Here is an 18,705-nt window from a genome sequence, read left to right as displayed (position 1 = left end):
TGAGATCAGTGCAGGCCCAGCAGGCGGGCCATGTCATTGGAAAGGGCCAGAGTCATCATCAGCAGCATGACCAACACGCCAGCGCGTTGCAGCTGCCGGAGCCACCATTCCGAAACGGGGCGGCCACTCAAACCCTCAAAAAGATAATACATCAGGTGTCCGCCATCGAGCATCGGCAGCGGCAGCAGGTTCAGCACGCCCAGGCTGACACTGACCAGGGCGAGAAAGCTGAGGTACTGGGTCAGCCCCAGCTTGGCAGACTGGCCCGCATAATCGGCAATCGTGATCGGCCCGCTGAGGTTCTTCAGCGAAGCCTCGCCGATCAGCATGCGGCCGAAGGTCGTCAAGGTCAGCGTCGAGACGTCCCAAGTACGTTTGGCACCCAGCCACAGAGAGTCCAGCGGCCCATGGCTGACCGTCACCAACTCCGGCGCCGAACCCAGCATGGCCTCGATGCGCCCCAGGCGCTGGCCGGCATCGTTGACGATGCGCGGACGCACCTCCAGCATCAAGACCTGGCCCGCGCGCTCGACCTGCCACTGCATCGCGGGAGCCCGCTCACCTTCGACGCCCTGGGCGCTGGCGCGGATCAGTTCGCGCAGCGCAGCCGCATCGCCGGCCGGCCGGCCATCGACGCTGAGCACCCGGTCGCCGCGCCGCAGCCCCGCCTGCTCGCCGGCACCGCCAGCCACCAACTCGCCTAGCACCGGCTCGCTGAAGGCGCCGCCCAGGCCTACCTCGCGCATCAGCTGCGCATCGAGTTCGCGGCCACGCAAGGCCTCGGTGTCGAGCACCAGCACGCGCCGGCCGTGGCCTTTCGCATCACTGACGCTCAGATGCAGCTTGCCGCCATCGGACAGCACCTGGGTCAGCTGCCAGCGCAGTTCGGGCAGAGACTGCAGCTCGGTCCAGTCCTGGCCATCGCGCGAGGTCGCCTGGACCCAGTCACCAACGCGCATGCCGGCGCGCTCGGCCAAGCTGCCGGCGATCGGCGCGCCCAGGACCGGCTTGGGCTCGTCCACGCCCATCAGATTGACCGCTGCGAACAGGGCGATCGCCAGCAGGAAGTTCGCCACCGGACCGGCCGCAACGATGGCGGCGCGCTGGCGCAGCGGCTTGTTGTTGAAGGCCTGGGCACGCTCGTGCGCCGCCACCGGGCCTTCGCGCTCGTCGAGCATGCGCACATAGCCGCCCAGCGGCAAGGCCGACAAGGTGAACTCGGTGGCATCGGGCCCACTCTGGCGCCGCCAGATCACGCGGCCGAAGCCCACCGAAAAACGCAGCACCTTGACGCCGCAGGCCTTGGCCACACGGTAATGACCCCATTCGTGCACGACGATCAGCACGCCCAGGGTCAGCAAAAAAGCCAGGATCGTGATCATCACGCGGCCAGCTCCTGCATCAGCGCCCGCGCATGACGGCGGGCGCGCTGGTCAAGCACCAGCAGGCCTTCGACGCTAGCGCACTCACCGGCCTCGGGATGCAGCTCTTCAAGGCTACGCTGGTTGATTTGGTGGATCTGATCGAAGCGCAGGCGCCGCTCCAAGAAGGCGGCAACCGCCTCCTCATTGGCGGCATTCAACACAGCGGTCGCACCCTCGGCGGCGCGCAAGGCTTGCCAGGACAGGTGCAGGCCAGGGAAACGAATCGCATCGGCTTCCTCAAAGGTCAGCGAGGGCCCGCCGACCAGATCCAGGGTCTTGGCACCGGTGGCAATCCGCTCCGGGAAGGCCAGGCCATAGGCAATCGGCACCCGCATATCGGGCGTGCCAAGCTGGGCCAGCACCGACTGGTCGCGGCACACCACCATCGAATGGATGATGCTCTGCGGATGGATCACGACCTTGATCTGCTCGGGTTTCAGGCCGAACAGCCAGCGCGCCTCGATCACCTCCAGCGCCTTGTTCATCATGGTCGCCGAATCGACCGAGATCTTGCGTCCCATCACCCAGTTCGGATGGGCACAGGCCTCGTCGGGCGTGACGGCCGAGAGGCTGGCCGGATCCCGTTGGCGGAAAGGGCCGCCGGACGCGGTCAGCACGATGTGGTCAAGCCGCTGGTGCCAGGTCGAGCGATCCTCGGGCAGACACTGGAAGATGGCTGAATGCTCGCTATCGATCGGCAGCAGCCGGGCGCCTCCCTGCTCGACCGCCTGCATGAACAGCGCGCCGCCCAGCACGATGGCTTCCTTGTTGGCCAGCAGCAGCTTCTTGCCGGCGCGCGCGGCGGCAATCGCCGGCGCCAGACCGGCAGAGCCGACAATGGCGGCCATCACCGCATCGACCTCGGGGTGAGCGGCGATCTCCGCCAGGCTGTTCGGGCCGTCCAGCACCTCGGTCTTCAAGCCCTGCTCTCGCAGCAGGCTGCGCAGTTGGGCCGCCAGGACCGGATCGGGCAACACGGCAAAACGGGGCCGGTGCTGCAGGCATTGCGCGGCCAGCTCGTCGACCCGGCTCATCGCACTGAGCGCAAACACCTCGTAGCGGTCCGGGTGGCGGGCCAACACGTCCAGGGTGTTGACGCCGATCGAGCCGGTGGCGCCGAGCACGCAAACACGCTGACGTTGGGACAGATTCATTTCAGGTGACTCAGAGAACTCAGGGCCAGGGCCAGCGGAAACACCGGCAGCAAGGCATCGACCCGATCCAGCACACCTCCATGGCCGGGCAGCAGCTGGCTGCTGTCCTTGGCACCGACGGCCCGCTTGATCAGGGACTCGAACAGATCGCCAACCACACTCATGCAGCTCAGAAAGAGCAGGGCTAGCATGCCAACAGGTAAGGCCTGACCTCGCAGCAGGAGCTGGTAGAGGCTGGGCGAGTCGACCGCCAGCTGGCGATCGACGCCAAAAGCCCAGGCGAAGCCCAGCAGCAGCACGCCCAGCATGCCGGTCCAGACCCCCTCCCAGCTCTTGCCGGGGCTGATCGCCGGCGCCAGCTTGCGCCGGCCGAAGGTTCGCCCGCCGAAATAGGCTGCGATATCGGCCATCCAGACCAGGCAGAAGATGGATAGCAGGAAATTAATGCCAACGGCTTTGGCCTGGGCCATCGCCAGCCAGGCGGCCCACAGTGCCAGCGCGCCGAGAATCAGACGCAGTGCTTTGGAGGCCTGCGGCCAGGCAAGCGGCCCACCGCGCAGCGCATAGGCCCCACCCAGCACCCAGATCAAGGCCGCCAGCCACCAGCACCAGGCGGGCGGCGCGCTCAGCCCCAAGGCCAGCAAGGTACCCGCACAAAGGCCGGCAATACCGGCGCCGAACAACAGGGCCGGCACGCCGGGCAGCCCGTTGAGCCGCGACCACTCCCAGCCGGCAGCGGCAATCATCACCAAGGTCAGCAACGCGAACGGCCAGGGCGAGGCCGCAAACAGGGCCGGCAGCAGGACCGCCAGCAGCACCAGGGCTGTGAGAATACGCTGTTTGAGCATGCTCAGGCGCCAACCGCAGCCGGCACTTCCTTGACGCCACCAAAGCGCCGATCACGCGCGCGGAACGCAGCGATTGCCGAATCCAGCTGGGCCTCGCCGAACTCCGGCCATAGGCAGTCGGAGAACACGAACTCGGTGTATGCGACCTGCCAGAGCATGAAGTTGCTGATGCGCACCTCGCCACCGGTGCGGATGAACAGGTCCGGGTCGGGCGCGTAGCTCATCGCCATGAACTCGCTGAGCTTGGCCTCGGTCATCTCCTCTGCAGGCACACCGGCCTTGATCGCAGCCTTGGTGGCCTGCAAAATATCCCAGCGACCGCCATAGTTGAAGGCGACATTGAGTGTCAGCTTGCTGTTGTGGCGCGTTGATGCCTCGGCCTCGTTCCAGGCATTGCGCAGCTTGTCGGACACCGCCTCGCGGTCGCCGACGATGCGGATGCGCACCCCCATCGCGCCCATGCGCGCCAGGTATCGCGACACCGCCGCCAGCACCAGGCCCATCAGGCCCGAAACCTCATCGCTGGGCCGCTTCCAGTTCTCACTGGAGAACGCGAACACGGTCAGATACTCGATGTCACGGTCGATGCACGCCTGCACCACCTTCACCAGGGCATCGACGCCCTGCTTATGGCCAAAGAAGCGCGGCAGAAAGCGCTTCTTCGCCCAGCGGCCATTGCCATCCATCACGATGGCGATGTGGCGGGGGACCGCCTTGCTCTCGAAAGTCACCGCAGCGCTTCCGTTCAAACCGCCATGATCTCGGCTTCTTTGCCGGAGATCAGCTTGTCGATCTCGGCGATCGTGCGATCAGTCAGCTTCTGCACCTCATCGGTGCTGCGACGCTCATCGTCCTCGGTGATCAGCTTGTCCTTCAGCAGCTTCTTGGCCTGCTCATTGGCGTCGCGGCGCAGATTGCGCACCGCAATCTTGGCGTCTTCACCGGCATTGCGCACCACCTTGGTCAGGTCGCGGCGGCGCTCCTCGGTCAGTGCCGGCATCGGCACACGGATCAGATCACCCTGGGAGGCGGGATTGAGTCCCAGATCCGACTCCCGGATCGCCTTCTCGATCTTGGCACCCATGCCTTTTTCCCAGGGCTGGACGCTGATCGTGCGTGCATCGACCAAGGTGACATTGGCCACCTGGGAGATCGGCACCATGGAGCCGTAATAGTCAACGCTGACCTGGTCGAGGATGCCGGGGTGGGCGCGACCGGTGCGGATTTTCTGCAACTCGCTCTTGAAGGACTCCACCGACTTGGCCATCTTCTGTTCGGCCGTCTTCTTGATATCTGCAGTGCTCATGATTCTTGACCTTGCTCTGTCTTAGTCTCTAACGCGGGACCCGCCTCACACGTGGACCAGCGTGCCTTCGTCTTCGCCCATCACGACGCGCTTGAGCGCACCCGGCTTGAAGATGCTGAACACCTTGATCGGCAGCTTCTGGTCACGGCACAGCGCGAAGGCGGTGGCGTCCAGGACCTGCAGGTTCTTGGCGATGGCCTCGTCGAAGCTGATGCGCGAATAGCGCGTGGCGTTCGGGTCTTTCTTGGGGTCGGCGCTGTAGACACCGTCCACCTTCGTGGCCTTGAGTACGATCTCGGCACCAATTTCGGCGCCGCGCAGCGCGGCGGCGGTGTCGGTCGTGAAGAAAGGGTTGCCGGTGCCGGCCGCGAAGATCACCACCTTGCCCTCTTCGAGGTATTGCAAGGCCTTCGGGCGCACATAGGGCTCAACCACCTGTTCGATCGCAATGGCCGACATCACGCGGGCCGTCATGCCTTCTTGGCGCATCGTGTCGGCCAGGGCCAGCGAATTCATCACTGTAGCCAGCATACCCATGTAGTCGGCGGTGGCGCGATCCATGCCGACTGAGCCACCTGCGACACCGCGGAAGATGTTGCCGCCGCCGATCACGACAGCCACCTCGACGCCCATTTGCGTGATCTCCCGCACCTCCTGCACCATGCGCACGATCGTGGCGCGGTTAATGCCGTAGGCGTCGTCGCCCATCAGAGCCTCGCCGGAGAGTTTGAGCAGGATGCGTTTATGCGCGGGCATTCTTACCTCGTCAATGCTGTTGCGTGCCGCGATTCTTCCAGACCTCGTGGGTCCAAAGTCGCGGGCACAAGTGTAAAGGGCGCCACTGGCGCCCTTTATTTCTGCCGGGGCTTATTGCCCCTTGGCGGCGGCCACCTGAGCGGCCACCTCGGCGGCGAAGTCATCCACCTTCTTCTCAATGCCCTCGCCCACCACGTACAGGGTGAAGCCCTTTACGGTGGTGGCCTTGTCCTTGAGCATCGCACCAACGGTCTGCTTGCCATCGGCAGCCTTCACGAAGACCTGGTCCAGCAACGAGACTTCCTTCAGGAACTTCTGCACCGAACCCTCGACCATCTTGGCGACGATGTCGGCAGGCTTGCCGGACTCGGCAGCCTTCTCGGCAGCGATCTTGCGCTCCTTCTCGACCAGCTCGGCCGGCACATCGGCCGACGACAGCGCGGCCGGCTTCATCGCAGCGATGTGCATGGCAACGTCCTTGGCGGCGACTTCGTCACCTTCGAACTCGACCACCACACCAATGCGGGTGCCGTGCAGATAAGAAGCCAGCTTGGCGCCGGAGGCGTAGCGCTGGAAGCGGCGGATCGACATGTTCTCGCCGATCTTGCCGATCAGGCCCTTGCGCACGTCTTCTACGGTCGGACCGAAGCCTTCTTGCGACAGCGGCAGGGCCGACAGCGCAGCCACGTCGGCCGGCGCCTTCTCGGCGATCAGGCCAGCGCAGGCGTTGACGAAAGCCAGGAAGGCATCGTTCTTCGAGACGAAGTCGGTCTCGCAGTTGACTTCCAACAGCGCGCCATTGGCACCAACCACTGCGGTGGCAACCACGCCTTCGGCGGTCACGCGCGACGAGGCCTTGCCGGCCTTGTTGCCCAGCTTGACGCGCAGAATTTCCTCGGCACGGACCAGATCGCCTTCGGCTTCGGTCAGCGCCTTCTTGCATTCCATCATCGGTGCATCGGTGCGGGCGCGCAGCTCGCCGACCATGCTTGCGGTAATAGCAGCCATTTTCTTTCTCCGTTTCTTGCGAGTGCCGTGTGCTTTCGCCCCACCGCACCCTTTTGCATTTGCTTTGAAAAAAGGGGGCTGAACTCAGCCCCCTCTCGCCTAGGCGCTGAAGGCTTAAGCGCCTTCGCTGACTTCCACGAACTCGTCGCCGGCCGGGGCCACAGCTTGCACCAACTCGTTGCCGGCGTTGGCACGACCTTCCAGCACCGCGTCGGCCACAGCCTTGGCATACAGAGCCACGGCCTTGGCCGAGTCATCGTTGCCGGGGATCACGTAGTCGATACCTTCGGGCGAGTGGTTGGTGTCAACCACGCCGATCACAGGAATACCCAGCTTCTTGGCCTCGGCCACTGCAATCTTGTGATAGCCGACGTCGATCACGAAGATCGCGTCCGGCAGGGCGCCCATGTCCTGGATGCCGCCGATATTCTTCTCCAGCTTGGCCAGGTCGCGCTGGAACATCAGCGCTTCCTTCTTGATCGCGGGCTGGGTGCCGGCATCGACCTGGGCTTGCATGTCCTTCAGATTCTTCAGCGAACCCTTGACCGTCTTGAAGTTGGTCATCATGCCGCCCAACCAACGCTGGTCGACATAAGGCACGCCAGCGCGCTGGGCTTCCAGGGCGATGACTTCACGGGCTTGGCGCTTGGTGCCGATCATCAGCACGGTGCCGCGCTTGGCAGACAGTTGGCGCACGAACTTCATCGCCTCTTCGAACGCGGGCAGCGTCTTCTCGAGGTTGATGATGTGAATCTTGTTGCGATGGCCGTAGATATACGGGGCCATCTTGGGGTTCCAGAAGCGGGTTTGGTGACCAAAGTGGACGCCGGCTTCCAGCATTTCGCGCATCGTAACGGACATGGGTAACTCCGAAGGTTGTGTCTAAAATCCGGCTCGAATTGCCCTGCACACTTCAAGCAGCAGCAACACCTTTCGATAGCCGGTTTGCGATTTGTTTTGCACTGCCGCCCGCCCGGAATGAGCAGACTTGCAAGCAGCAAAACCCAAAGAGTATACACGACCCATGCCCCAAAACCTGAGCGGCGCCCCGCAAGGCCTGCACAGCGACTCCGTGCGAGCCGCCGACCCAATGCAACACACCGTGGCTGCCGAGCCTGTCGACCAGAAGCGGGGACACTGAGATGCGCGTCGCAGTCATAGGCGCCGGCATCATCGGCGTCAGCACCGCCTATGAGCTCGGTGCGGACGGCCACGAGGTCACCGTATTCGAGCGCAGCGGCAGCGTTGCGGCGGAGACTAGCTTTGCCAACGCCGGCATCGTCGCACCCGGCTATGTCGGCCCCTGGGCCGCACCGGGCATGCCGAGCAAGCTGCTGCGCCAGCTGTTCGCCAGCCATGCCGCGGCGCGGCTGGGCGGCCCGCCAAGCGCCGCAACACTGGCCTGGCTGTGGCGCTGGTTGCGGGCCTGCAAGCCAAAAACCCATGCAAAAAACCGCCGCCGCATGCATGGGCTGGCGGCTTACAGCGCCGAGCGCCTGCGCACTCTGCGCCAACAACTGAAGCTGGACTACGAGCGCGCCGACGGCTATTTGGTGCTCCTGCGCAGCGCGCGCGAGCTGGCCGCCGCTCAGCCGGGCCTGCAGCTGCTGGGCGAGTTGGGTGTGGCCCACAAGCTGCTAGACCCCGCCCAGTGCCGGGCCGTCGAGCCCGGCCTGAATCCGGACACCGCGCTGGCCGGCGGCATTCATCTGGCGCAGGACGAGGTCGGCAACTGCCGCCAGTTCACCCATCTGCTGCGCGGCGAAGCCCAGCGACTGGGCGTGCGCTTTCGCTTCCACACGACGGTGCGCCGCATCGAGCCTGGCAGCACGCCGCTGCTGGTGCATGAGTACACGCCGCCCGACGAAGGCCAGATCGTGCGCAACGAGGCCACCAGCCGCGAAGGCCCATCCACCCTGCCCCAGCCGATCGAGCCGCAGCACGAGCGCTTCGATGCCATCGTCGTCTGCGCCGCGATGGGCTCGGCCGCGCTGCTGCGCCCACTGGGCCTGAAACTGCCACTGGCCGCTGTGCACGGCTACTCGATCACCGCGCCGCTGCGCCAGCTCGAAGCCCATCCCGATCTGGGCCCGCGTGCCGGCCTGATGGACGAGCGCTACAAGATCGCGATCAGCCGAATCGGCCAGCGCGTGCGCGTGGCCGGCAGCGCCGAGCTCGGCGGCGATCCGGCTGCCTTTAATGCCAAGGCCATCGCAACCCTGCACAGGGTGTTGCACGACTGGTTTCCCGGAGCCACACACACAACGCAGACACAGCGCTGGAAGGGCGCACGCCCGATGCTGCCCGACGGCCCACCGGTGCTGGGCGCCAGCGGCGCGGCCGGCATCTGGCTGAACCTCGGCCACGGCAGCAGCGGCTGGGCGCTGGCCTGCGGTTCGGCACGCGTGCTTGCCGACCAGCTCGCGGGTCGGTCGCCGGGCGTCGATATCGAAGGCCTGGACATCGGCCGTTTGCGCTAATCTGCCCCCATGCGCCCCGCCCTGCGATCGATCGATCACCTGCCGCTGTATCGCACGGTCAGCAGCCGCACGATCGAGGCCCAGGCCTTGCAGACGACCCGGCCTCACGAGCTGATGCAGCGCGCCGGCGCGGCCGTCGCCAAGCTGGCGCTGGCGCTGCAGCCGCATGCCCGCCATATTTGGCTGCTGTGCGGACCCGGCAACAACGGCGGTGATGGCCTGGTGGCCGCCCGGCTACTGCAGGCCGCAGGCAAGCAGGTGCGCATCAGCTTGTGCGGCGGTGCCGGCCGCACCGCAGCAGCCGATGCCGCCTGGGCCTTGCAGCAGGCGCAGGCAGCCGGCCTGGCGATTGAGACCGTGCTACCGACCAGCGCGCCCAAGGCCGATCTGCTGATCGACGCCCTGCTGGGCCTGGGGCTGAGCCGCGCCCCCGACAGCACCGTTGCCGAAGCGATTCGCCTGCTCAACCACCACCCTGCGCCGACGTTGGCGGTCGACCTGCCCAGCGGCATGGATGGCGACAGCGGCAGAGCCTTGCTGAGCGTGCAGGCGCAGCACACGCTGGCGCTGCTGACCCTGAAGCCCGGCATGTTCACGGCCGAGGGCCGCAGCCTGTGCGGCGAGATCTGGTGGGACGATTTGGGCCAAGCTCCAGCCGGAAGCGCCGATGCACAGCTGCTGGGGCGGCAGGCCTTGCGCGATTGGCGGCGGCTCAGCGGACCGCGCGGGCACGCCAGTCACAAGGGCAGCTGGGGCGATGTGTTGGTGGTAGGCGGTGCCGCTGGCATGCGCGGCGCCGCCTGGCTGGCGGCGCGCGCAGCCCTGGCGGCAGGCGCCGGCCGCGTCTATGCCTGCTTGCTGCAGGCCGAGGCCGGGGTCGCTGCGCCACAGGACCGGCCAGAGCTGATGAACTGGTCGGAATCGCTGCTGCAGTTTCCGGATAGCTGGCAGCGCCATATCGTGGTGGCAGGCTGCGGCGGCGGCGCGGCGATCGCGGCCCCGCTGCCCGATCTACTGCGGCACGCACGCCGCCTGGTGTTGGATGCCGACGCGCTCAATGCCATCGCAGCAGACTCCCATCTGCGCCAGTTGCTGCGCGCGCGCCAGACCCTGGGTCGACCCACCCTGCTGACCCCGCACCCTCTGGAGGCAGCGCGACTTATGCACATCGATACCGCCGAGGTACAGGCCGGCCGGCTCGGTGCCGCGCAGGCACTGAGCCAGGAATTCGGCTGTACCGTGCTGCTCAAAGGCTCGGGCACAGTGATCGCCAGCCCGCAGCAGGCACCAGCCATCAATGGCAGCGGCAATGCCGCGCTGGCAACGGCCGGCACCGGCGATGTGCTGGCCGGCTGGCTGGGCGGCTTGTGGGCGCAGTATGGCGGCGAAGACCCGGCAGCTACCCATGCCCTGGCCTGCGCCGCCGCCTACTGGCACGGGCTGGCGGGCGACACACAAAAAAGCGGCCCGCTCAGGGCCGCCGATCTGATTGAGAGCATGCACGCGCTGCATGCCCGGGACTAAGCAGCTCAGCGGCGCTTGCGCGTCTCGGTGCTCTTGGCGCTGCCGGCCCGCGCCGTCTTGCGCGCCGCCTTGACCGGGTGGGCCACCGACTTGGCGCCCTTGCCACTGCTCTTGCCGCCCGCCTTGCGCCCTGCCCTGAGCTCGGCCTTGAGCTCACGGTCCTGGCGGCGAACCTGTTCCAGCGCCTCGCTGGCCGACTCGGGTGCGAGCGCTGCGGCCCGGTCACTGGCGCCCTTGTCGCGCAGCGCCCGTGCTACCAGACGCGCCTCGTCAGTGTCCTGCACCAGACGGAAGTCGATCTTGCGGCCGTCCAGATCGACCCGGCTGACCTGCACCCGCACCTTGGCGCCGGTCGCGTAGCGGATCCCGGTGCGCTCGCCGCGCAGCTCCTGGCGCACCTCATCGAAGCGGTAGTACTCGCCTCCCAGCTCGGTGATGTGGATCAGGCCCTCGACATAGAGGGCATCGAGCTGCACAAACAAGCCGAAGCTGGTCACCGCATTGACGGTGCCGCTGAACTCCTCGCCCAGATGTTCGCGCATGTAGCGGCATTTGAGCCAGGCCTCAACATCGCGCGAGGCCTCGTCGGCACGACGCTCGTTGGCGCTGCAATGCGCACCAACGACTTCCCAGCGCTCCAGATCATTGCTGACTGTGGCCGGGTTGACCGGCTTGGCGCGGCCGGGGCGCTGCGCAGGCATCGGCACATTCATCTTGGCCGCATCGAGCAGATAGCGCTTGCCGCCCAGCATGGCCTTGATGACTCGGTGCACCAGCAGGTCGGGGTAGCGCCGGATCGGGCTGGTGAAGTGGGTATAGGCCTGGTAGGCCAGGCCGAAATGTCCCGCATTGGCCGAGGTGTAGACGGCTTGCTGCATCGAGCGCAGCAGCATGCTGTGGATCTGCTGGGCGTCGGGGCGGTCCTTGGTCGCCGCGGCGATGGCCTGGTACTCACCGGGCTTGGGATCGTCGCTGATGCCAAGACCGATGCCCAAAGCGCGCAGATAGGCCTGCAGCGCAATGCGCTTTTCCGGCGTCGGGCCTTCGTGGACGCGGAACAGCGAGTGGTGCTTGGCGCCGGCGATGAAGTCGGCCGCGCAGACATTGGCGGCCAGCATGGCCTCCTCGATCAGGCGATGGGCCTCGTTGCGCGTGCGCGGCACGATCTTCTCGATGCGGCCGTTGTCGTCGCAGATGATTTGCGTCTCGGTGGTCTCAAAGTCCACCGCACCGCGCTTCTTGCGATCCGCCAGCAGCGCGCGATAGACCTCGTGCAGGTGCAGCAGATGCGGCACCAACTCCTTGCGCTTGGCGGCTTCCGGACCATGGGTATTGGCCAGCACTGCGGCCACTTCGGTGTACGTGAAGCGCGCGTGCGAGCGGATCACCGCCGGGTAGAACTGATAAGCATGCGTGACCCCCTCCTGCGTGACCAGCATGTCACAGACCATGGACAGGCGATCCTCGTACGGCACCAGCGAGCACAGGCCGTTGGAGATCTTCTCCGGCAGCATCGGGATCACGCGGCGGGGGAAATAGACCGAGGTGGCGCGCTCGTAGGCATCATGGTCCAGTGGCTCGCCGGGCTTGACGTAGTGGCTGACGTCGGCAATGGCGACTAGCAGGCGCCAGCCGCTGAAGGCGTTCTTGCCGCGCCCCTGTTTGTGAGGCTCGCAGTAGACGGCGTCATCAAAGTCACGCGCGTCCTCGCCGTCGATGGTCACCAGAGGCACATCGCGCAGATCGACACGCTGCTTCAGATCCACCGCGCGCAGCCGGTCGGGCAGCTTGGCGGCCTGGGCCAGGGTCTCGGCGCTGAATGCATGGGGCACATCGTATTTGCGCACCGCGATCTCGATCTCCATGCCGGGATCGTCGATCTCGCCCAGCACTTCGACCACGCGACCGACTGGCTGCGAATACAGCGACGGCGGCTCGGTCAGCTCGACCGCGACCACCTGACCGGCTACCGCGTTGGCGATGCCGTTCTTCGGGATCAGGATGTCCTGGCCCATGCGCCGATCCTCAGGCGCCACGATCCAGATGCCCGACTCCAGGAGCAGCCGGCCGATGATGGGCCGTTTCTTGCGCTCCAGGATCTCGAGCACCCGGCCCTCGGGTCGCCCGCGCTTGTCCATGCGCACGATGCGCACGCGCAAGCGGTCGCCATGCATGACCGCATGCATTTCTTGCGAGGACAGGTAGATGTCAGGCGGCCCGTCATCGGGCAGCAAAAAGCCGTGCCCGTCGCGATGGCCTTGCACCGTGCCTTCGACCTCGCTGAGCAGCGCCGCATTCGTTGCGCCAGCACTCTGCGTGGCGCTTGAAGACTTGATATTTTTGATGATAGAATCCTTCTTTTCCTGAAAGCCCAGGTGGCGGAATTGGTAGACGCACTAGTTTCAGGTACTAGCGGGTAACTCCGTGGAGGTTCGAGTCCTCTCCTGGGCACCAAATACAAAAGGCCAGCACATTGTGCTGGCCTTTTTCATTTCCGAACGAACCCGAGCCACAGTCCAAAGCGCAGCGGCGCGCACATACAACAAAGCCGACCCGGCATGCTTGCGAGGTCGGCTTGGCTGTCATCGGTTTTGTCAGGCTCAGAGTGTCAGACGGCGAATTTCTTTGCCAGCGCGTCCGGCCGCAAATCGTCGTACTCCTCGAAAGGCTGATGAATCCAGGGACTGGTCTCCAGCATTTCGACATAGTAATCCGGCGTGTAGCTCGACACACCCTTGGTCCAGATCACCGCCGAGCGCAACTCGCTGATCGAGGGCATGCCGCGCAGCCGCTCGACCACGGCGCGCAGGGTCACGCCCGAGTCGGCCAGATCATCGACCAGCAGCACGCGGCCGGCCAGCTCGCCCTTGGGCATCGTGATGTACTTAGCGATGTCCAGTCGTCCCTGTATCGTGCCGGCCTCGGCGCGGTAGGAACTGGTCGACATGATGCCCAGCGGCTTGTCGAACACGCGCGACAGTACATCGCCGGGGCGCATGCCGCCACGGGCCAGGCACAGGATCTGATCGAACTCCCAGCCGGACGCATGGACCTTCAGCGCCAGGCGCTCGATCAGCATGTGGTATTCGTCCCAGGACACGTACAAATGCTTGCCGTCGTCGGTCAACATGGGGTTTTTCTCCTTTTGGGGTCAGGTCTTGAGGGTCTCAGGCTCAGGCCTGGTAGGGATGGCGCAGCACGATGGTGTGGTCGCGGTCAGGGCCGGTCGAGACCATCGCGATCGGCGCGCCGATGACCTCCTGCACGCGCTCCAGATAACGGCGCGCATTCAGCGGCAGCGCGTCCCAGTCGGTCATGCCGAAAGTCGTTTCGGTCCAGCCCGGGAAGGTCTCGAACACCGGCTTGCAGGCCAGGATGTCATCGGCGTCCAGCGGCAAAATATCGATCATCTGGCCATTGAGCTCATAGCCAATGCACATCTTGACCTCGGCCAGACCGTCCAGCACGTCCAGCTTGGTCATGCACAGGCCACTGATGCCGTTGATGATGATGGAGCGCTTGAGTGCGGCGGCATCGAGCCAGCCGCAGCGACGGGCGCGTCCAGTCACGGTGCCGCGCTCCTGGCCGACAGTGGCCAGGTGATAGCCGACCGTGCCTTCCTTCTCCCACTCAAGCTCGGTCGGGAATGGGCCCGAGCCGACACGCGTCGTGTAGGCCTTAGTGATACCCAGCATGTAGTGCAGCATCTGCGGCCCGACGCCGGCGCCGGCCGCGGCATTGCCGGCCACGCAGTTGCTCGAGGTCACGTAGGGGTAGGTGCCGTGATCGATGTCCAGCAAAGTGCCTTGTGCACCTTCGAAGAGGATATTGGCGCCGGCCTGGTGGGCCTTATGGATCAGATAACCCACATCAGCCATCATGGGCTTGAGCACCTCGGCCATCTTCATGGCCTGGTCGAAGATCGGCTGGAACTCCAGCGCCGTGCCCTTCAAGTAGCCAGTCAGCGCAAAGTTGTGCAGCTCCAGCAGCTCCTTGAGTTTCTTGGCGAAACGCTCGGGGTGCTTCAGGTCCTGAACGCGCAAAGCGCGGCGTGCGACCTTGTCCTCATAGGCCGGGCCGATGCCCTTGCCGGTGGTGCCGATCTTGCCGCTGCCACTGCTCTCGCGCAGCGCCTCGCGGGCCTTGTCGACCTCGACATGGAAAGGCAGGATGAGCGGACAGGACTCGGAGATGTACAGGCGCGAACGCACCTCGACGCCGGCCTTCTCCAGGCGCTCGATCTCACCCAGCAGATGGGTCGGGTCCAGCACCACGCCGTTGCCGATATAGCAGGCCACGCCGTCGCGCATGATGCCCGAGGGGATCAGCTGCAGCGCGGTCTTCACACCCTTGATCACCAAGGTATGGCCGGCGTTGTGGCCGCCCTGAAAACGCACCACGCCCTGGGCGTGCGGGGTCATCCAGTCGACCACCTTGCCCTTGCCTTCGTCACCCCACTGGGTGCCCACAACGACCACATTACGGCCGCGCGCTATTTCGCTGTTCGTCATAAAAAACCCGCTCGCTAAGTTTGTTTCGGCGACACGCGGCTCAGAGCGCGCGCACCACCCACTGAGAGTCGACGCGCACCAGTTCCCGGTCGCAGTCGAATTCGTCGCCTTCGTGCTCATGCCCAGGCAGCATGCACACCACCGTCTCGCCCAGCTCGCGCAGCCGGCGAACCGCAGCGCGCAGACTCGCGTCCTCGCCCCAGGGCGCCCGCACCGCCGCACGCAGGGCACTGGCCGGGCTCAGCGCCACCAGCACCTTCAGATCCAGGCTGAAGCCCACGGCCGGGCGGCGCCGGCCGAACACCGCTCCGACCTCGTCGTAGCGGCCGCCGCGCAGCACCGCGTCGCTGGAGCCGGAGGCATACAGCGCGAAGCGCACGCCGCTGTAGTAGGCATAGCCGCTCAGATCGGCCAGATCGAATCCGAGGCTGACCTCGGGGTGGGTCTGCTGCAGATGAGTGGCCAGCCATTGCAGGTCGTCCAATGCCGCCATGACGGCCGGCGTCTTGGGCAAACGCTCGCGCGCCTGTGCCAACACCTCGATGCCGCCATACAGCGACAGCAGGGCTTGCAGGCCCTCCCTCGCCGCATCCGGCAGCTCGCGCGTCAGCAGGCGCAGCGCAGCCGCGTCCTTGGCCGCGAGCGCGGCGACGATGTCATTGAGCACCGACGGTGCAAGTTGCACCTCGCCCAGCAGGCCCTGCACCAGGCGCGCATCGCCAAGATCGATAGCAATATCGCGAACACCGGCACGCTGCAAGGCGTCCAGCGCAAGCTCCTGTACCTCTAGATCGGCCTCCAGGCCGGCATGGCCATAGATCTCGATGCCGAACTGCAGCGGCTCGCGCGTCGAATGCAGCCCAGCCGGCCGGGTATGCAGCACCGGGCCGCAGTAGCACAAGCGTGTCACGCCGGCGCGGTTCAGCAGATGGGCATCAATGCGGGCCACCTGGGGCGTGGTGTCGGCGCGTACGCCGAGGCTGCGACCAGAGAGCTGATCGACCAGTTTGAAGGTCTTCAGATCGAGCTCGCGGCCGGTGCCGGACAAGAGCGAATCCAGATGCTCCAGCAGGGGAGGCATCACCAGCTCACAGCCGTAGGTACGCGCCATATCCAGCAACTCGCGACGCAACTCTTCGATGCGGCGCGCCTGGGAAGGCAGCACGTCGGCGATGTGCTCGGGCAGCAGCCAAGCAGAAGACATGGATTTCAGGGGGCGGTTAAAAACGGCATTGTACCGGTCGCGCGCGACCGCCCGGCGAAAGCCCGAGCGCGGCAGCGGATCAGCCCCAGAAGGCGTAGAGCAGCAGGCCGGCGATGATGCTGGACAGACCGATAAAGCGGATCTGCCCGTCACTCATCGCCAGCATGCGGGCGAACACCTGGCGCCAGGCGCCAGGGTTAATGAAGGGCAGCAGCCCTTCGATCACCAGCATCAGGGCCAGCGCGCCCAACAAGGCGTCGCCCATGGGCTCGGCTTATTTGCCGCTCTTGGCAGGCGCAGCAGGGCCACCGCCGCGCATGGCCTTGAAGAAGTCACTGCTGGGGTCGACCACCATCACATCCGACTTGTTGCGGAAGCTCGAGCGATAGGCCTCCAGTGAGCGATAGAACTGCGCAAACTGCGGGTCGCGGCCAAAGGCTTCGGCATACAGGGCCGAGGCCTTGGCGTCGCCTTCACCCTTGATCTTCTGCGCATCGCGATAGGCCTCGGCCACGATGACCTCACGCTGGCGGTCAGCGTCGGCACGGATCTTTTCGCCGTCGGCACCGCCAGTCGAGCGCAGCTCGTTGGCTACGCGCTTGCGCTCGGACTCCATGCGGCGATAGACCGAGTCGGTGATGTTGGCGGCGAAGTCAACGCGCTTGATACGCACGTCCACCACCTCGATACCGAACTGCTTGGCCTCGTCCTCCAGGCGCTTGAGCACATCGGTCATGACCTTCTCGCGCTCGGTGGCCAGCACGGCCAGCACGGTGCGCTTGGTCACTTCCTCATTGAAAGCGGCCTGCACGATGGGGCTCAACCGGGTCTCGACATTGCGCATGTCGGTGCCGCTGTTGCGGATGAACTGGCGCGGCTCGGAGACCCGCCACTTGACCAGCCAGTCGATCACCAGGCTCTTCTTCTCCGCCGTAAAAATGGCGCGCGAATCGGGGCTATCCAGGGTTTGGATGCGGCGATCCAGGAACACCACGTTTTGGAACGGCGGCGGCATCTTGAACTTCAGACCCGGCTCTGTGACCACTTCCTTGATCTCACCCAGCGCATAGACCACGGCGAACTGGCGCTGGTCAACGATGAACAGGGTCGAGCTGGCCAGCATGAAGGCGATCAGGGCGCCGGCAACAATGGAGGCAATGCGATTCATAGTGTTGTCTTCCTTGCCTCAACGACCATCACGGTCACGGCTGCGCAGACCGTCGCGCGAACGCACATCGGCATTGCCGCTCGGGATCGTGCTGTCAGGCACGGCAGCCGGGGTCGGCACCGAGGCGGTCACGGTACCGCCGGCTTGCTGGATCAGCTTGTCCAGCGGCAGATAAAGCAGGTTCGAGCCGTTACGGCTGTCCACCATGACCTTGCTGACGTTGGAGTAAACCTGCTGCATCGTGTCGATGTAGAGGCGGTCACGGGTCACCGCTGGCGCCTTCTGGTACTCGGTCAGCACGCTCTTGAAGCGCTGCGCATCACCCTCGGCCTGCGCCACGACGCGCGACTTGTAGCCCTCGGCCTCTTCGCGCAGCCGCGCGGCTGTGCCCTGGGCCTTAGGGATCACGTCGTTGGCATAGGCCTGACCCTCGTTCTTCAGGCGTTCGCGGTCGGCGCCGGCCTTGAAGGCATCATCGAACGCGGCCTGCACCTGCTCAGGCGCCTGCACGTTCTGGACATTGACATTGGCCACCAGGATGCCGGCCTTGAGCCGGTCCAACTGATTCTGCACCGACTTGGCCAGCTCGGCCGCGATCGCATCGCGCTGCTCATAGAGCACCGAATCCATCTTGCTCTTGCCGACGATTTCGCGCACGGCCGACTCGGCCGCCTGGATCACCGCCTCGTCAGGACCGCGATTCTCGAACAGGTACTCGCGCGAATCCTTCAGCCGGTACTGCACGGTGAAGCGAATGTCGACAATATTCTCGTCCAGGGTCAGCATCGAGGAGTCGCGCAGACCGGTGGCCTGAGCCACCGCGTTGCGACCCACTTCGACCGAGCGCAGCTGGGTCACCGAGACGATCTCGTTGGCCTGAAAGGGGTATGGCAGGCGCCAGTTGAAGCCGGCATCGACCGTCTTGCTGTACTTGCCAAAGGAGGTCACAACCGCCTGCTGGCCTTCCTGCACGATGTAGAAACCGCTGCCCAGCCAGCCCAGCGCGACCACGCCCGCGATCAAGCCGACGCCGATGCCGGCGCTCTTCATATCGGGCTGGAAGCCATTGCCACCGCCGCCACTGGGCGGCGTATTGTTGCCGCCGCCCTTGCCGCCGAACATGCCGCTGAGCTTGCGATTGAAGTCGCGCCAGAGCTCGTCCAGGTCGGGCGGGCCATCGTTGCGGCCATTGCTCAGGTGGCGACCCTCACGCCAGTCGCGACGCAGCAGACCGCCGATCAAGGCTCGCGTGGCTGCCGCCAGGGCGCTGAGTCGCTGCCCAGGCTGGGCGGCGCTCACGGGCTCAAAGGTATTCATGCTCT

17 protein-coding genes and 1 tRNA gene are annotated in these 18,705 nt (G+C 65.4%); 3 read left to right on the top strand and 15 right to left on the bottom strand.

The window, feature by feature from the left end; genetic code table 11:
• Positions 1–5: 5 nt before the first annotated feature.
• From rseP to rpsB, 8 genes are all read right to left on the bottom strand, one after another.
• The gene (gene rseP / locus OOZ63_RS12590) at positions 6–1,385 is read right to left on the bottom strand and encodes an RIP metalloprotease RseP (RefSeq protein ID WP_266005837.1); all 1,380 of its coding nucleotides are present in this window, start codon (positions 1,383–1,385) and stop codon (positions 6–8) included.
• A complete protein-coding gene (locus tag OOZ63_RS12585; protein ID WP_266005836.1) occupies positions 1,382–2,578 on the bottom strand; it encodes a 1-deoxy-D-xylulose-5-phosphate reductoisomerase in 1,197 nt (398 codons plus the stop codon). Before OOZ63_RS12585 ends, rseP begins: the two co-directional genes overlap by 4 nt.
• Positions 2,575–3,426 (bottom strand): phosphatidate cytidylyltransferase, encoded by an 852-nt coding sequence (locus OOZ63_RS12580; RefSeq protein WP_266005835.1) that lies wholly within the window; start codon positions 3,424–3,426, stop codon positions 2,575–2,577. The genes OOZ63_RS12585 and OOZ63_RS12580 overlap by 4 nt, the downstream gene beginning before the upstream one ends.
• Positions 3,427–3,428: 2 nt before the next feature.
• Positions 3,429–4,157, bottom strand: a complete 729-nt coding sequence (uppS, locus tag OOZ63_RS12575; protein ID WP_266005834.1) for a polyprenyl diphosphate synthase — start codon at positions 4,155–4,157, stop codon at positions 3,429–3,431.
• Positions 4,158–4,171: 14 nt separating this feature from the next.
• Positions 4,172–4,732 carry a ribosome recycling factor gene (gene frr, locus OOZ63_RS12570; protein ID WP_266005833.1) on the bottom strand — a complete coding sequence of 187 codons (561 nt, stop codon included), beginning with the start codon at positions 4,730–4,732 and terminating at the stop codon, positions 4,172–4,174.
• A 45-nt stretch (positions 4,733–4,777) separates the two neighbouring features.
• Complete coding sequence (gene pyrH / locus OOZ63_RS12565) at positions 4,778–5,488, bottom strand: UMP kinase (RefSeq protein WP_137941766.1); 711 nt, start codon at positions 5,486–5,488, stop codon at positions 4,778–4,780.
• 111 nt (positions 5,489–5,599) lie between these two features.
• Positions 5,600–6,496: a translation elongation factor Ts gene (gene tsf / locus OOZ63_RS12560; protein ID WP_266005832.1), complete on the bottom strand. Its 897-nt coding sequence runs from the start codon at positions 6,494–6,496 to the stop codon at positions 5,600–5,602.
• 114 nt (positions 6,497–6,610) lie between these two features.
• Entirely contained in the window at positions 6,611–7,357 is a 747-nt protein-coding gene (gene rpsB / locus OOZ63_RS12555) for a 30S ribosomal protein S2 (RefSeq protein WP_137941764.1), read from the bottom strand.
• Between the two features lie 281 nt (positions 7,358–7,638).
• Between rpsB and OOZ63_RS12550 the strand changes: the two genes are divergently transcribed.
• The gene (locus tag OOZ63_RS12550) at positions 7,639–8,976 is read left to right on the top strand and encodes an FAD-dependent oxidoreductase (RefSeq protein ID WP_266005831.1); all 1,338 of its coding nucleotides are present in this window, start codon (positions 7,639–7,641) and stop codon (positions 8,974–8,976) included.
• 9 nt (positions 8,977–8,985) lie between these two features.
• Entirely contained in the window at positions 8,986–10,500 is a 1,515-nt protein-coding gene (locus tag OOZ63_RS12545) for an NAD(P)H-hydrate dehydratase (RefSeq protein WP_266005830.1), read from the top strand.
• A gap of 5 nt (positions 10,501–10,505) precedes the next feature.
• Here the strand turns inward: OOZ63_RS12545 and rnr are convergent, their stop codons facing one another.
• Entirely contained in the window at positions 10,506–12,764 is a 2,259-nt protein-coding gene (gene rnr / locus OOZ63_RS12540; RefSeq protein WP_416234728.1) for a ribonuclease R, read from the bottom strand.
• A gap of 105 nt (positions 12,765–12,869) precedes the next feature.
• Between rnr and OOZ63_RS12535 the strand changes: the two genes are divergently transcribed.
• Positions 12,870–12,954: transfer RNA gene (locus OOZ63_RS12535), tRNA-Leu, on the top strand.
• 154 nt (positions 12,955–13,108) lie between these two features.
• On the opposite strand, the gene OOZ63_RS12530 is transcribed toward OOZ63_RS12535, so the two are convergent.
• The 6 genes from OOZ63_RS12530 to hflK form a co-directional block, all read right to left on the bottom strand.
• The gene (locus OOZ63_RS12530) at positions 13,109–13,630 is read right to left on the bottom strand and encodes a phosphoribosyltransferase (RefSeq protein WP_137941760.1); all 522 of its coding nucleotides are present in this window, start codon (positions 13,628–13,630) and stop codon (positions 13,109–13,111) included.
• A 43-nt stretch (positions 13,631–13,673) separates the two neighbouring features.
• Positions 13,674–15,011, bottom strand: a complete 1,338-nt coding sequence (locus tag OOZ63_RS12525) for an adenylosuccinate synthase (RefSeq protein ID WP_266005829.1) — start codon at positions 15,009–15,011, stop codon at positions 13,674–13,676.
• 40 nt (positions 15,012–15,051) lie between these two features.
• Positions 15,052–16,215 (bottom strand): ATP phosphoribosyltransferase regulatory subunit, encoded by a 1,164-nt coding sequence (locus OOZ63_RS12520; RefSeq protein ID WP_266005828.1) that lies wholly within the window; start codon positions 16,213–16,215, stop codon positions 15,052–15,054.
• Between the two features lie 79 nt (positions 16,216–16,294).
• Positions 16,295–16,480: a DUF2065 domain-containing protein gene (locus OOZ63_RS12515; protein ID WP_266005827.1), complete on the bottom strand. Its 186-nt coding sequence runs from the start codon at positions 16,478–16,480 to the stop codon at positions 16,295–16,297.
• A 9-nt stretch (positions 16,481–16,489) separates the two neighbouring features.
• Positions 16,490–17,383 (bottom strand): protease modulator HflC, encoded by an 894-nt coding sequence (gene hflC / locus OOZ63_RS12510; RefSeq protein ID WP_137941756.1) that lies wholly within the window; start codon positions 17,381–17,383, stop codon positions 16,490–16,492.
• Between the two features lie 18 nt (positions 17,384–17,401).
• Positions 17,402–18,700: an FtsH protease activity modulator HflK gene (hflK, locus tag OOZ63_RS12505; protein WP_266005826.1), complete on the bottom strand. Its 1,299-nt coding sequence runs from the start codon at positions 18,698–18,700 to the stop codon at positions 17,402–17,404.
• Between the last annotated feature and the right edge of the window lie 5 nt (positions 18,701–18,705).

This window comes from Paucibacter sp. PLA-PC-4, assembly GCF_026241155.1.
GTDB lineage: Bacteria > Pseudomonadota > Gammaproteobacteria > Burkholderiales > Burkholderiaceae_C > Roseateles_E.
Note: the sequence above shows the minus strand (reverse complement) of the source record. Positions and strands in the feature narration are given on the sequence as shown.

What these genes read in the sequence shown, in the direction of transcription:
- OOZ63_RS12525 (WP_266005829.1), bottom strand. Translation starts at nt 15,011, where the DNA reads ATGACGAACAGCGAAATAGCGCGCGGCCGTAATGTGGTCGTTGTGGGC.
- pyrH (WP_137941766.1), bottom strand. Translation starts at nt 5,488, where the DNA reads ATGCCCGCGCATAAACGCATCCTGCTCAAACTCTCCGGCGAGGCTCTG.
- rpsB (WP_137941764.1), bottom strand. Translation starts at nt 7,357, where the DNA reads ATGTCCGTTACGATGCGCGAAATGCTGGAAGCCGGCGTCCACTTTGGT.
- OOZ63_RS12580 (WP_266005835.1), bottom strand. Translation starts at nt 3,426, where the DNA reads ATGCTCAAACAGCGTATTCTCACAGCCCTGGTGCTGCTGGCGGTCCTG.
- hflC (WP_137941756.1), bottom strand. Translation starts at nt 17,383, where the DNA reads ATGAATCGCATTGCCTCCATTGTTGCCGGCGCCCTGATCGCCTTCATG.
- frr (WP_266005833.1), bottom strand. Translation starts at nt 4,732, where the DNA reads ATGAGCACTGCAGATATCAAGAAGACGGCCGAACAGAAGATGGCCAAG.
- OOZ63_RS12545 (WP_266005830.1), top strand. Translation starts at nt 8,986, where the DNA reads ATGCGCCCCGCCCTGCGATCGATCGATCACCTGCCGCTGTATCGCACG.
- hflK (WP_266005826.1), bottom strand. Translation starts at nt 18,700, where the DNA reads ATGAATACCTTTGAGCCCGTGAGCGCCGCCCAGCCTGGGCAGCGACTC.
- OOZ63_RS12530 (WP_137941760.1), bottom strand. Translation starts at nt 13,630, where the DNA reads ATGTTGACCGACGACGGCAAGCATTTGTACGTGTCCTGGGACGAATAC.
- OOZ63_RS12550 (WP_266005831.1), top strand. Translation starts at nt 7,639, where the DNA reads ATGCGCGTCGCAGTCATAGGCGCCGGCATCATCGGCGTCAGCACCGCC.
- OOZ63_RS12585 (WP_266005836.1), bottom strand. Translation starts at nt 2,578, where the DNA reads ATGAATCTGTCCCAACGTCAGCGTGTTTGCGTGCTCGGCGCCACCGGC.
- tsf (WP_266005832.1), bottom strand. Translation starts at nt 6,496, where the DNA reads ATGGCTGCTATTACCGCAAGCATGGTCGGCGAGCTGCGCGCCCGCACC.
- OOZ63_RS12515 (WP_266005827.1), bottom strand. Translation starts at nt 16,480, where the DNA reads ATGGGCGACGCCTTGTTGGGCGCGCTGGCCCTGATGCTGGTGATCGAA.
- OOZ63_RS12520 (WP_266005828.1), bottom strand. Translation starts at nt 16,215, where the DNA reads ATGTCTTCTGCTTGGCTGCTGCCCGAGCACATCGCCGACGTGCTGCCT.